The 13747-nt window shown below is 65.3% G+C and carries 11 protein-coding genes and 2 pseudogenes; 10 read left to right on the forward strand and 3 right to left on the reverse strand.

The annotated features are described in order from the left end of the window. The first annotated feature begins 42 nt into the window (after positions 1-42). The 9 genes and pseudogenes from QF039_RS11450 to QF039_RS11490 all read left to right on the forward strand — a co-directional run bounded on the left by QF039_RS11450 (position 43) and on the right by QF039_RS11490 (position 8284). Entirely contained in the window at positions 43-804 is a 762-nt protein-coding gene (locus tag QF039_RS11450) for a GntR family transcriptional regulator (protein ID WP_008433419.1), read from the forward strand. Next, entirely contained in the window at positions 801-2531 is a 1731-nt protein-coding gene (locus tag QF039_RS11455) for a fumarate reductase/succinate dehydrogenase flavoprotein subunit (RefSeq protein ID WP_008433417.1), read from the forward strand. The genes QF039_RS11450 and QF039_RS11455 overlap by 4 nt, the downstream gene beginning before the upstream one ends. Before the next feature lie 38 nt (positions 2532-2569). Then, complete coding sequence (locus QF039_RS11460; protein WP_003217650.1) at positions 2570-2815, forward strand: ferredoxin family protein; 246 nt, start codon at positions 2570-2572, stop codon at positions 2813-2815. Positions 2816-2937: 122 nt separating this feature from the next. Continuing rightward, positions 2938-4344, forward strand: coding sequence for an ABC transporter substrate-binding protein (locus QF039_RS11465; protein ID WP_003217652.1), 1407 nt, complete (start codon positions 2938-2940; stop codon positions 4342-4344). 12 nt (positions 4345-4356) lie between these two features. Further along, a pseudogene (locus QF039_RS11470) lies at positions 4357-4557 on the forward strand (ABC transporter permease); the annotation flags it as partial. A 1063-nt stretch (positions 4558-5620) separates the two neighbouring features. Continuing rightward, positions 5621-6199 (forward strand): annotated as a pseudogene (locus QF039_RS11475) (ABC transporter permease); the annotation flags it as partial. Beyond that, positions 6199-7038 (forward strand): ABC transporter ATP-binding protein, encoded by an 840-nt coding sequence (locus QF039_RS11480; RefSeq protein ID WP_307518156.1) that lies wholly within the window; start codon positions 6199-6201, stop codon positions 7036-7038. The pseudogene QF039_RS11475 and the gene QF039_RS11480, both read left to right, overlap by 1 nt. Next, a complete protein-coding gene (locus QF039_RS11485; RefSeq protein ID WP_102604343.1) occupies positions 7035-7988 on the forward strand; it encodes a HEAT repeat domain-containing protein in 954 nt (317 codons plus the stop codon). The genes QF039_RS11480 and QF039_RS11485 overlap by 4 nt, the downstream gene beginning before the upstream one ends. Next, entirely contained in the window at positions 7985-8284 is a 300-nt protein-coding gene (locus QF039_RS11490; protein WP_102604342.1) for a DUF971 domain-containing protein, read from the forward strand. The genes QF039_RS11485 and QF039_RS11490 overlap by 4 nt, the downstream gene beginning before the upstream one ends. Before the next feature lie 39 nt (positions 8285-8323). Here QF039_RS11490 and QF039_RS11495 read toward each other — a convergent pair whose 3' ends face one another. Both QF039_RS11495 and hisD read right to left on the reverse strand, forming a co-directional pair. Then, positions 8324-9715 (reverse strand): GntP family permease, encoded by a 1392-nt coding sequence (locus QF039_RS11495; RefSeq protein WP_003217660.1) that lies wholly within the window; start codon positions 9713-9715, stop codon positions 8324-8326. A gap of 120 nt (positions 9716-9835) precedes the next feature. Next, positions 9836-11143: a histidinol dehydrogenase gene (gene hisD / locus QF039_RS11500; RefSeq protein WP_003217662.1), complete on the reverse strand. Its 1308-nt coding sequence runs from the start codon at positions 11141-11143 to the stop codon at positions 9836-9838. 203 nt (positions 11144-11346) lie between these two features. Between hisD and QF039_RS11505 the strand changes: the two genes are divergently transcribed. Then, positions 11347-12426: a LacI family DNA-binding transcriptional regulator gene (locus tag QF039_RS11505; RefSeq protein WP_102604341.1), complete on the forward strand. Its 1080-nt coding sequence runs from the start codon at positions 11347-11349 to the stop codon at positions 12424-12426. Between the two features lie 40 nt (positions 12427-12466). Here the strand turns inward: QF039_RS11505 and QF039_RS11510 are convergent, their stop codons facing one another. Continuing rightward, entirely contained in the window at positions 12467-13669 is a 1203-nt protein-coding gene (locus QF039_RS11510; RefSeq protein WP_003217667.1) for a multidrug effflux MFS transporter, read from the reverse strand. Positions 13670-13747: the final 78 nt, after the last annotated feature.

Genomic DNA, 13747 nt, shown 5'->3' on the forward strand with positions numbered 1-13747 from the left:
TCCTTATGATCACGTCATAACTCGTTATGACAAGTGGTCCTGATGAACGAATCAACCGTCGCCTTATCCCCTCTGTCCAGCGTTCCGCTGCATGCCCAACTGCGGGACCTGCTGCGCAGCCGCATCCTTGATGGTGAGTACGCACCGAACACCCAGATGCCTTCCGAGAGCGAACTGGGCACGCGCTTCAAAGTCAGCCGCATCACCGTGCGCCAGGCCCTGGGTGATCTGCAAAAGGAAGGCCTGATCTACAAGATCCACGGCAAAGGCACCTTTGTTTCCAAACCCAAGGCTTATCAGAACGTCAGCACCCTGCAGGGGTTGGGCGAGTCCATGACCGAGCGCGGCTATGAAGTGATCAACCGCCTGCGCAGCTACCGCTTCGTGCCCGCCGACAAGCTGGTGGCCGAGCGCCTGGGCGTGGAGGAGGGCAGCACTGTCGCGCAGATCAAGCGGGTACGGCTGATCAACCGCGAACCGGTGTCGCTGGAAATCACCTACCTCAGCCAGGCCCTGGGCGAACGCCTGGAAAACGCCGACCTGGTGACCCGCGACATCTTCCTGATCCTGGAGAACGACTGCGGCTTGCAACTGGGTCACGCCGACGTGGCAATAGACGCGGTACTCGCCGACAGCGAGCTGACCCAGGCGCTGAACGTCGAGGCCGGCTCGCCGATCATGCGCATCGAACGCCTGACCCACACCGCAGACGGTCAGCCCGTGGACTTCGAACACCTGTATTACCGTGGCGACGCGTTTCAGTATCGCCTGCGCATCGACCGTCAGCGAGGTAGCCGCCCGTGAGCCGCCAAACCCTGGAACTGGAATACGACATCGTGGTGATCGGCGGCGGTACAGCCGGCCCCATGGCGGCGATCAAGGCCAAGGAGGCCAACCGCGATCTGCGCGTATTGCTGATCGACAAGGCCAACGTCAAGCGCAGCGGTGCCATCAGCATGGGCATGGACGGCCTCAACAACGCGATCATTCCCGGCCACTCCACGCCGGAGCAGTACACCAAGGAAATCACGATTGCCAACGACGGCATCGTCAATCAGGCGGCGGTGTACGCCTACGCGACCCACAGTTTTGAAACCATCGAGCAGTTGGACCGCTGGGGCGTGAAGTTCGAGAAGGACGAAACCGGCGATTACGCGGTGAAAAAAGTCCATCACATGGGCGCCTACGTGTTGCCGATGCCTGAAGGGCACGACATCAAGAAGGTGCTGTATCGCCAGCTCAAGCGCGCCCGGGTCAGTATCACCAACCGCCTGGTGTGCACCCGCTTGCTGACCGACAGCGAAGGCGCGGTGAATGGCGTGATGGGTTTTGACTGCCGCACTGCGGACTTCCAGGTGATCAAGGCCAAGGCGGTGATCCTCTGCTGCGGCGCGGCCGGCCGCCTGGGCTTGCCGTCCTCGGGCTACCTGATGGGCACCTATGAAAACCCGACCAATGCCGGCGACGGCTACGCCATGGCCTACCACGCCGGAGCCGAACTGGCGAACCTGGAGTGCTTCCAGATCAACCCGCTGATCAAGGATTACAACGGCCCGGCGTGCGCCTATGTCACCGGCCCCTTGGGCGGCTACACCGCCAACAACAAGGGTGAACGCTTCATCGAGTGCGACTACTGGAGCGGGCAGATGATGTGGGAGTTCCACCAGGAACTGGAAAGCGGCAACGGCCCGGTGTTCCTCAAGCTCGATCACCTGGCGGAGGAAACCATCCAGAACATCGAGCAGATCCTGCACAGCAACGAGCGCCCCAGCCGTGGCCAGTTCCACGCCAACCGGGGCACCGACTACCGCAGCCAGATGGTCGAGATGCATATCTCCGAGATCGGCTTTTGCAGCGGGCATTCGGCGTCGGGCGTGTGGGTCAACGAGCGCGCGGAAACCTCGGTCAAGGGCCTGTATTCAGCGGGCGACATGGCGGCGGTGCCACATAACTACATGCTCGGCGCGTTCACCTATGGCTGGTTTGCGGGCACCAACGCGGCAAGCTTTGTGGCCGGGCGCGAATTCAGCGCGGTGGATGCCCGGCAAGTGGCCGCCGAGCAGGCTCGGGTCTATGCGCCACTGGACCGCGAAACCGGTCTGCCGCCGGCCCAGGTCGAGTACAAGCTGCGGCGCTTCGTCAACGATTACCTGCAGCCGCCCAAGGTCACCCGCAAGATGGAAATCGGCTTGCAACGCTTCGCCGATATCGAGCGCGACCTGGACCAGATGAAGGCGCACAACCCCCATGAATTGATGCGCGCCATGGAAACCAGCGTGATCCGTGACTGCGCCGAAATGGCTGCCCGCGCCTCGCTGTACCGCGCCGAAAGCCGCTGGGGCCTGTACCACTACCGGGTCGATCACCCGCAACGCAACGACGCCGACTGGTTCTGCCATTGCCACCTGAAAAAGGGCGACGACGGGCAGATGGTCAGCTTCAAGAAACCCGTCGAGCCCTATGTGATCCCGCTGGATGCCGAAGAGATGCAGGCTTACGACCGCCTGCGCGTAGGGGCTGATGCCGCCTGAATGTGCCCCCAAGCTCGCTCACCACAGGACACCGTGAAATGGCCTATCAGCCCCAGGAAATATTCTTCCGCTCCAACGCCCCGGTAACGGTGGACGAGGACAAGTGCATCGCCGAAAAAGGCTGCACGGTCTGCGTCGACGTGTGCCCGATGGACCTGTTGGCGATCAACCCGGCAACGCAGAAGGCGTACATGGCGTTCGATGAATGCTGGTACTGCATGCCCTGTGAAAAAGATTGCCCCACCGGCGCAGTCAAGGTCGAGATTCCGTACCTGTTGCGCTGAGACCTGCCGCAAACGCCATCCGCCAACCCCGGACGCAGCCCTAGCCACACCCCCTCGTTTCCCACCGCGCCAGACCGTGGCGGAGACGATTCCTTCAACCATGATTCGAGGGGAACTACCCAATGTTATTGCGCGCAACCCTGGCCGGCCTGGTGCTGGCTTCCTTGAGCCTGTCGGCCCAGGCACAAACGATCCGGGTGGCCATCGGCACCCAGGACACCACCATCAACTGTGCCGCGGGCGGCTTGCTGATCCGCGAGCTGGGGCTGCTGGACAAATACCTGCCGCACGACGGCAAGTACAAGGACGCTACCTACGACGTGCAGTGGAAAAACTTCACCAGTGGCGCGCCGCTGACCAATGAAATGGTCGCCGGCAAACTGGACTTTGGCGCAATGGCCGACTTCCCCGGTGCCTTCAACGGCGTAGCGTTCGAGGCGGCGGGCAAGCACAGCCTGTTTATCAGCGTGTTGTCGGGCAACATCAAGGGCAGTGGCAACGGCATTGTGGTGCCGGTCGCTTCCAGCGCCCAGTCCCTGGCCGACCTCAAAGGCAAGACGATTTCCGTGCCGTTCGCCTCCACGGCCCATGGCATGTTGCTGCGTGCTGTTGCGGCCCAGGGCTGGGACCCGCTCAAGGACGTCAACATCATTGCCCAGGCGCCCGAAGTGGCAGGCTCGGCGTTGCAGGCCAACAAGATCGACGCCCATGCCGACTTTGTGCCGTTCGGCGAACTGTTCCCCAACCGTGGTTTCGCCCGCAAGATCTACGACGGCTCGCAATCCAACACCCCGACGTTCCACGGCGCGCTGGTGGACGAAAGTTATGCCAAACAGTACCCGGAAGTGGTCGTCGCCTACCTGCGCGCGAGTATCGAGGCCAATCAGTTGCTGGCCGCAGAGCCGGAGAAGTACAGCGAGCTGATCGAAAAAGTCACCGGCGTCGAAGCCGAGGTCAACTACCTGTTCCATGGCCCGCTGGGCGTGCAGACCCGTGACTTGAGCTGGAAACCCGAATACCGCCAGGCCGTGGGCACCGCGATCGACACCCTCAAGCTGCTGAAAAAGGCCGACCGTGGCCTGGACCTCAATACCTTTATCGATGACCAGTACATCCGTGCCGCGTTCAAGGCCTCGGGCCTGGACTATGCGGCGCAATTGGGCAACTACGCCCAGGCGCCGCTGAAGGCCAACGACGCCCTGAGCGGCGCGCCGATCACCGACTGGAAACACGTCGCGCAAATCTGGGTCAAGGGTGAGCCCAAGGTGCGCGATTACGCGTCGGCCGAGGCGGCGTTCACCGCGCTGGACAGCCTGAACAAACAAGGCAAGGCGGTGCGCGCCGTGTATGCCCAGGCCGAAGACAGCGGCATCAAGCTGCTGGCGAGCCAGGCCTGGTTTGCCACCAACCAGCACGGCCAACTCAGTGCATTCCTGCTCAAGGGCCAGGCGCAGCAATTTGCCCAGGCCCAGGGCGGCAAGGTGTTCAATTTCACCGACGCCGGCGCGCAGGCCGTTGCCGGTCGCTGAGGGAGCGTGTTCATGACAAGCACCCCATGGCGCTGGCTGCCCAAGGCCGCTTCCTTGCTGTTGTGCCTGCTGTTCTGGCAGTTGGCGGCCAGCCAGCACTGGAACCTGTGGCTGGTGACGTTTGCCAATGTGCCCACGCCGGGCTCCGTGGTGCAGGCTGCCCTGGGGCTGGCGGACTCGGGCAAGCTTGTGCGGCACTTGAGCGCAAGCCTGACCCCCCCCCCCCCCCCCCCCCCCCCCCCCCCCCCCCCCCCCCCCCCCCCACACCCCCCTCCCCCCCCCCCCCTCCCCCCCCCCCCCCCCCCCCCCCCCCCCCCCCCCCCCCCTCCCCCCCCCCCCCCACCCTCCCCCCCCCCCCCCCCCCCCCCCCCCCCCCTCCCCCCCCCCCCCCCCCCCCCCCCCCCCCCCCCCCCCCCCCCCCCCCCCCCCCCCCCCCCCCACACCCCCCCCCCCCCCCCCCCCCCCCCCCCCCCCCCCCCCCCCCCCACCCCCCCCCCCCCCCCACCCCCCTCCCCCCCCCCCCCCCCCCCCCCCTCCCCCCCCCCCCCCCCCCCCCCCCCCCCCCCCCCCCCCCCCCCCCCCCCCCCCCCCCCACCCCCCCCCCCCCCCCCCCCACCCCCCCCCCCCCCCCCCCCCCCCCCCCCCCCCCCCCCCCCCCCACCCCCCCCCCCCCCCCCCCCCCCCCCCCCCCCCCCCCCCCCCCCCCCCCCCCCCCCACCCCCCCCCCCCCCCCCCCCCCCCCCCCCCCCCCCCCCCCCCCCCCCCCCCCCCCCCCCCCCCCTCCCCCCCCCCCCCCCCCCCCCCCCCCCCCCCCCCCCCCCCCCCCCCCCCCCCCCCCCCCCCCCCCCCCCCCCCCCCCCCCCCCCCCCCCCCCCCCCCCCCCCCCCCCCCCCCCCCCCCCCCCCCCCCCCCCCCCCCCCCCCCACCCCCCCCCCCCCCCCCCCCCCCCCCCCCCCCCCCCCCCCCCCCCCCCCCCCCCCCCCCCCCCCCCCCCCCCCCCCCCACCCCCCCCCCCCCCACCCCCCCCCCCCCCCCCACCCCCCCCCCCCCACCCCCCCCCCCCCCCCCCCCCCCCCCCCCCCCCCCCCCCCCCCCCCCCCCCCCCCCCCCCCCCCCCCCCCCACCCCCCCCCCCCCCCCCCCCCCCCCCCCCCCCCCCCCCCCCCCCCCCCCCCCCCCCCCCCCCCCCCCCCCCCCCCCCCCCCCCCCCCCCCCCCCCCCCCCCCCCCCCCCCCCCCCCCCCCCCCCCCCCCCCCCCCCCCCCCCCCCCCCCCACCCGGGTGTTCGAAGGCTACCTGGCGGCCGCGCTGGTGGGGATCGGCCTGGGCATCGCGATTGGCCGCTGGACGTGGGCGGAAGACCTGCTGTTGCCGCCGCTGGAGGTGATCCGGCCGATCCCGGCGGTGGCCTGGATCCCGCTGGCGATCCTGATGTTCCCGTCGTCGGAGCTGTCGATGATCTTCATCACCTTCACCGGCGCGCTGTTTCCGGTGCTGCTCAATACGGTGCATGGCGTGGAAGGCGTCGATCCTCGGCTGATCGCCTCGGCGCGCAGCCTGGGGGCAGGGCGCCGGGCGATCCTGCTGGAGGTGATTTTGCCGGGCGCCGCGCCGAGCATCATCACCGGCCTGGCGATTGGCATGGGCACTTCGTGGTTCTGCCTGGTGACAGCGGAAATGATCTCCGGCCAGTACGGTATCGGCTATTACACCTGGGAGTCCTACACCATCCAGAACTATGCCGACATTGTCGTTGGCATGCTGTTGATCGGCGTGCTGGGCATGGGCAGCAGCCTTTTGGTCAAGCGTCTCGGCGCACTGTTCACTCCCTGGCATCGACCACGAGGTAAAGCCTGATGAGTCATCTTGAAGGCCGTGTCGACATACGCGGCTTGTCCATTGTATTGGGCGAACAGCAGCAGGCATTCGAGGCGGTGAAAGCCCTGGATTGCAGGATCGAGCCGGGGCAGTTCGTGTGCATCCTCGGCCCGTCCGGGTGTGGCAAGTCGACCTTGCTCGGCGCACTGGCCGGGCATCTCACGCCAAGCCAGGGCACGCTGGAAATGGATGGCCAGTCGGTTGCCGGGCCGTCCCAGCAACGGGGCATGGTGTTTCAGCAACACACGCTGTTCCCCTGGCGTTCGGTGCGCGAAAACGTTGCCTTCGGCCTGAAGATGCGCGGCGTAGGCAAGGCCGAGCGCCTGGCCGCCGCCGATGAGATCCTTCACCTGGTGGGCCTGGAAGGTTTTGCCGAGCGCTGGCCCAACCAGCTGTCGGGTGGCATGCAGCAGCGGGTGGAAATTGCCCGGGTGTTGATCAATCGTCCCGGCCTGCTGTTGATGGATGAGCCGTTCGGCGCGCTGGATGCCCTGACCCGCATGAAGATGCAGGCCTTGCTGCTGGACATCTGGACGCGCATCCGCACCACCGTGGTGTTTGTCACCCATGACATCGACGAAGCGCTGTTCCTGGCCGACCGCATCCTGGTGATGAGCCCGCGCCCCGGGCGCATCATCGAGGATTTCCAGCTGACTTTTCCAAGGCCGCGCAGCACCGAACTGATGACCTCGCCGGAATTTACCCACCTCAAGCGCCATTGCCTGGAACTGCTGCACCACGAAGATGGTCGCCAGTTACCACGGCTGAACCCGCTCGGGCTACCCAACGATCACCCAAGACCGCGATTTGCCATATGACCTATGAAACCGAAAACCCCGACATCCAAGCCCTGCGCCCCCGGCTGCAAGCGCCGGATGCCGGCATGCGCCGGATCGCCCTGATTGACCTGGCTGACCTGGAAGACCCCGACGGCCTGGTGTGGTTGGTGGACAGCCTGCGCCACGACCCGGCCACCGACGTGCGCGCCCAGGCTGCCAGCCTGCTGGAGGCGTGGGAAGAAGACGCAGTGGTCGAGGCGCTGTGCCAGGCGCTGACCGACACTGAAGCGTCGGTACGTGATGCCGCCGCCCAGAGCTTGAGCGTACTCAAGACGACGCAGGCGGGCCGGCTGTTATTGCCATGGGCCACCCACGCCGACGTCAGCGTGCGCACGGCAATCTTCCGTGCCCTGCGCGAGTTGCGCCTTGAAGCGGCGGCGCCGTCGGCAATGCTGGCGCTGAACGATACCGATGCGGGGGTGCGCCGCGAAGCGGTCGGTGTACTCGGCTGGCTCAAGCACCTGCCGGCATTGGAGGCCCTGGCGAGGTTGGCCAGCAGCGATCCGGACACCGAGGTCCGGCGTGCCGCCACCGGCGCCCTCGGCCTGGCCAGTGATGAGCGGGTACTGCCGGCGCTGTATGAAGCGTTGCAGGACGCCACCTGGCAAGTACGGGAAGAGGCCGCGACCACCTTGGGCAAAGTCGGTAGCACCCGCGCGGGAGACGCCTTGATCACGGCGCTGGCCGATGACTACTGGCAAGTCCGCCTGCGCGCCACCCGCAGCCTTGGGCGCCTGCGGTATGCACCGGCGTTGCCGGCGCTGCTCCTGACGTTGGGCCACAGCATCAGCAACCTGCGCAAGGAAGCCGCCCTGGCGCTGGGCGAGTTGGGCGACCGACAGGCCCTTGGCCCGCTGCGTGACGCGGCCGACGATGGCGACCCGGAAGTACGCAAGGCGGTGCGCATTGCCCTGGCACAACTGCAATGAACAGTGCACCGAACGGCATTGGCCGCGATGATGATGGGCGCTTGAGGCTGGAATGGCGCGACGGCGTGCAATGGATCGACCACGCTCGCCTGCGCCGTGAATGCCCGTGCTCGCAGTGCCGGGCCTTTCGGTTGAGAGGCACGCCGCCGCTGGTGTCGGACCGTGTCCGGGTGCTGGAGGTCCATCCCCAGGGGTATGGCGTGCAGTTGATTTTCAGCGATGGGCACCAGCGGGGGATTTACCCGTGGGCTTATTTGGCACAGATGGAGCCCCAGGCCGGGGCTCCGTCGGACTAAAACAACGCGGCGGTATAACTTCCCGTCACACGGTCCGGATCAGACAAGCCCGGTGAGGTAGTACACGCCAATCACGAAAAACGCCGCCAGTACCTTGAAGATCGTCATGCCGAAAATGTCTTTATAGGCCTGGCGGTGAGTCAGGCCGGTGACCGCCAGCAAGGTGATGACCGCGCCGTTGTGGGGCAGGGTGTCCATGCCCCCTGCAGCCATGGCGGCCACACGGTGCATGACTTCCAGCGGGATATGCGCGGCGTTGGCGGAGGCGATGAAGGTGTCCGACATCGCCGCCAGGGCAATGCTCATGCCACCCGATGACGACCCGGTAATACCCGCCAGCAAGTTAATGGTGATGGCCTGGTTGATCAGCGGATTGGGGATCACCTTGAGCGCTTCAACCACTGCAACGAAGCCAGGCAACGCCGCAATCACTGCGCCAAACCCATATTCCGAGGCGGTATTGAGCGTAGCGAGCATGGCCCCGCCAACGGCGGTGCGGCTGCCTTCGGCGAGTTTGCTGACGAGGGTGCGCCAGGCGAATGCAAAGACCGTGACGATGCCTACCAGCAAGGCCGCCTGGACCGACCAGATGGCGATCATCTTCGATACCTGGGTCTGGATCGGTGCCTTCAGTCCGGGCAGGTCAATTTCATAAATGCTGCCGTACCACTGTGGAATCCAGTGGGTGAAGGCCAGGTTCATTACGCCTACCAACAGCAACGGCAGCAACGCCACTAACGGGTGGGGCAGGGCGATGTCCTGGGGCGTTTCGGGCTCATTGCGCAGGTCGGTGCCATAACCCTCGCCCGCGCGCCGGGCTTTGCGTCGCTGGCGCTCCAGGTACAGCATGCCGCCGATCAGTACGAACAACGAACCCAGGACTCCCAGCCAGGGCGCCGCCCAGGACGTGGTACCGAAAAACGTGGTGGGAATGATGTTCTGGATCTGCGGCGAACCAGGCAACGCATCCATGGTGAAGGTGAAGGCACCCAGGGCGATCGTTGCGGGCATCAGGCGCTTGGGAATGTTGCTTTGGCGGAACATTTCCGCGGCAAACGGATACACCGCAAACACCACCACGAACAGCGAAACACCGCCGTAAGTGAGCAGCGCACAGACCAGCACAATCACCAGCATGGCCTGGCTGCTGCCGAGCACCTGGATCACGGCTTTGACAATGGAGCGGGAAAAGCCGGACAACTCAATCAACTTGCCAAACACGGCGCCGAGCAAAAACACCGGAAAGTACAGTTTGATAAAGCCGACCATCTTGTCCATGAAAATATCAGTGAACGCCGGCGCAACGGCGCCGGGGTCAGTCAGTAGAACGGCAGCGAGTGCGGCGAGAGGCGCGAAGATAATGACGCTGTATCCCCGATATGCAGCGAGCATTAACGCGAACAACGCCAGCAAGGCGATGATGACACTCATGGGATGTCCTTCGAGGCTGGGCCTTTGGCGCAGAGGGCCAGTGTTGGGCTGCGCGATGGCTATGATTTTTGTTGTTGTCGGGCCGAGCACGTGGCGCGACCCGTTGTAGCCAAGCTGTTTTTATTCTGCGATACCGGCGTAAGGGACGTGCTTGTGGCCGTAGCGACGCACGCGGATGTTGGCCTGTTCGCCATGCCCGGAGAACCCTTCGAGGGCACACAGGCGTGAGCAGTATTCGCCGATGAGGGAGGAGGCTTCGTCGGTCATCACTTTCTGGTAGGTGCAGGTCTTGATGAACTTGCCGACCCATAGCCCACCGGTGTAACGCGCGGCTTTTTTGGTGGGCAGGGTGTGGTTGGTACCAATCACCTTGTCGCCGTAGGAGACGTTGGTGCGAGGGCCGAGGAAGAGGGCGCCGTAGTTGCGCATGTTGTCCAGGAAGAAGTCCGGGTCACGGGTCATGACTTGTACGTGTTCGAACGCCAGGTCATTGGCAATGGCGAGCATCTCCTGTTCGTCTTCAGCGACGATCACTTCGCCGAAGCTTTCCCAGGCCTGGCGCGCAATCCCGGCGGTCGGCAGGATCGTCAGCAAACGCTCGATTTCAGCCATCGTCTCGCGGGCGAGTTTTTCCGACGTGGTGAGCAGGATCGCCGGGGAATCCGGGCCGTGTTCGGCTTGACCGAGCAGGTCCGTGGCGCAGATTTCACCGTCCACGGTTTCATCGGCGATTACCAGGGTCTCGGTCGGACCGGCGAACAGGTCGATACCGACGCGGCCGAACAATTGACGCTTGGCTTCCGCCACAAACGCGTTGCCCGGCCCCACCAGCATGTCCACCGCAGCAATCGACTGGGTGCCCAGGGCCATGGCGCCGATAGCCTGGATGCCGCCCAGGCAGTAGATCTCGTCGGCACCCGCCATGTGCTGTGCGGCGACAATCGCCGGTGCCGGCTTGCCATGGAACGGCGGGGCGCAAGTGATGATGCGTGGAACCCCGGCGACCTTGGCGGTGATCACCGACATGTGCGCGGAGGCCAACAACGGATACTTGCCACCGGGTACATAGCAGCCCGCCGCGTTAACCGGAATGTGTTTGTGGCCGAGCACTACGCCCGGCAGGGTTTCGACTTCCAGGTCACGCATGCTGTTGCGCTGGTGCTGGGCGAAATTGCGCACCTGGGTCTGGGCGAATTCGATGTCGGTGATGTCGCGCTTGGTCAACTGCGCCATGCAGGCATCGATCTCGGCGCTGGAGAGCCGGTAGTCATCCCGGTCCAGATTGTCGAAGCGGATCGACAGCTCACGAATCGCGTCATCACCCCGTTCTTCGATGTCTGCCAGGGTCTTTTCGACGGTGTCACGCACCTCACGCGCTGCTGATTTGATGACGGACGCTTCTGCGCCTTTTTTGAGCCAAATTGCCATGGGATGAATTCCTAGCGTTGTTGTTTTAGATATTGCATACGTATGCAATTGAGCCGATGCTAAGCCATTCCCGGACGAGATGAAAAGGGGGAGGGCGAAAAAAGACCGAGAAATTTGCGCGAGACGGGCGAGCATGGGACGGGCGACACACCTTGCTTTAAATGGCAGGTATGATCGGCATTTGAAATGTGGATGCAGACTCAATGGCAGACTCCAACGACCCTTCCAGACACCCGATCACTGCCCATGATGTGGCCCGGTTGGCCGGTGTCTCGCAGTCTGCGGTCTCGCGAACGTTCACCAAAGGCGCCAGTGTTTCGCCGAAAACCCGGCAAAAGGTGGAGGCGGCGGCGGCAGCATTGGGCTACCGTCCGAACCAGTGGGCGCGTTCGTTGATCAAGCGGCGCTCCAACCTGATTGGCGTGGTCGCGCCAAGTATGGAAAACCCGTTTTATTCTGCAGTGCTGGAAGCCTTGTCGGCGGCGTTCGAAGAGCTTGGCTATCGAGTACTGTTGTTCTCCACGGCCAACCACGAAGACTCTGACCCGGTGCTGGAAGAGATACTGGGCTACCGCGTGGAGGCGCTGGTGCTGGTGTCGGCGAGCCTGTCTTCGCGGTTTGCCGAGGAGTGCAAGCAAACCGGGTTGCCAGTGGTGCTGGTCAACCGTCGAAATGACAGCACCAGTATCTCCAGCGTGACCAGCGACAACGCCCAGGGCAGCATGGAAATTGCGCAGTTCCTGGTGGCTGGCGGGCATCGCGAGCTGGCTTATATCGCCGGCAAGGAAAGCTCCTCGACCAGTCGTGACCGGGAAATCGCCTTTGTCGACGCACTGCAACGTCTGGGGCATCCGGTACCGCAACGCGCCGTGGGTGACTACACCTTTGAAGGCGCGATGGAGGCCGTACGCCGGCTGCTGTCGAGTGCCAGTCCGCCTGACGGGATTTTTTGTGCGAATGACATCATGGCCCTGGGCGCCATCAATGTCGCACGCGAGGAGTTCGGGCTCACACCGGGCAAAGAGATCTCGATTGTCGGGTTCGATGACATCGGCCTGGCCGCCTGGCCAGTGTTTTCGTTGACCACCTACGTTCAACCGGTGAGCGATATGGTGAGTCGTGCGGTTGGGATCATCTGCGCGCAATTGGAAAACCCCGATACGCCTGCCATTCAGGAAGTCGTAAGGGGGCGGTTGATCGTACGCAAAAGTGCGAAAGTCCCGGACAGCGGGGTAGAGCAGGGGCCCGACTGCCGGGTGTGGCAACCCCAGGAACAGGCGTGAGCCATTCGGTCGAAGGCTGGCGACGACCTACCCGGCGTCGCTATGACCCCGCGCGGGCCAGGTGCGGTGGCAATCGGTTGAGGGTCCACCACGCAGTCAGCATCGCCGCCACTGCGCTCAGGGCGATGCCGATCAACATCGGTGCCGGGGTGTGGTCGGCAAACACACCCACCACCGCCATGCACACGGCGGCGGTGATCATCTGGATCGCGCCCAGCAACGCTGATGCAGAACCGGCCACTGCGCCATGGTCTTCCAGGGACAATACCCCGGCCGCCGGCAACAGCAGCCCGAGAAAACCGAAGCCGATAAACAGCAGCGCCATCATCAACGGCAGGCTATTGACCCACAGCGTGGTGAGCGCCAGCAAGGCCATGACCGTTGCCACGCCCGCCACCGACCAGCGAATCAACGGCGCGAGGCCGAAGCGTGCACTCAAGCGCGCGGTCAACTGGCTCAGGGCAAAAAACGACGCCGCGTTGAGGGCAAAGCACAGGCTGAATTGCGTTGGCGTGAGCCCGTAGTACTCGATGTAAACGAATGGCGCGCTGCCGATGAACACGAAGAACGTCGCAAGGCCAAAGCCGCCCACTACCGACAACCCGGTAAACACCGGATCACGCAGCAACGCGCCGTAGCTGCCGAACGCATTGCCCAGGGTCTTGCCCAGGCGGCGTTCGGCGGGGTGGGTTTCCGGCAATTGCACGGCGGTCATGATCAGGCACAGCACTGCGGCCACACCCAGTACCCAAAACACTTCGCGCCAGCTCCACACGGCAATGATCACGCTGCCGGCCAGCGGTGCGAGAATCGGTGAAATGCTCACCACCAGCATCAGCAACGCCATCAGGCGCGCGGCTTCATGGCCGGTGTACAAGTCACGCACAATCGCCCGCGGAATCACCATCCCGGCGCAGGCGCCAAAGGCCTGCAACGCCCGGAAGCCGATCAGCACCTCGATGGAGGGGGCGAGGGCGCAACCAATGCTGGCCACGATGAAAATCGCCAGGCCGGCATAGATCGGCGGCTTGCGCCCGAACACATCGCTGATCGGGCCGTAGAACAGCTGGCACACACCGATGATCATGAAGAACACCGTCAGGCTCATCTGCACCGCGGCAGGCGAGGCATGCAGGCTGGCGCCGAGTGTCGGCAACGCCGGCAGGTAGCTGTCGATGGCAAACGGGCCGACGGCGGTGATCAACCCCAGCAGCAGGGCGAGGTGGGCGATACTTCGAGACATGGTGGTTCCGGGCGGCGGTAAAAAAGAGGGGCCAGCTTAGTGATCGCCCTCGGCGCATACAAGCCGGTGTTTACAGAC

It is taken from the genome of Pseudomonas sp. W2I6 (assembly GCF_030815935.1).
Lineage (GTDB): Bacteria > Pseudomonadota > Gammaproteobacteria > Pseudomonadales > Pseudomonadaceae > Aquipseudomonas.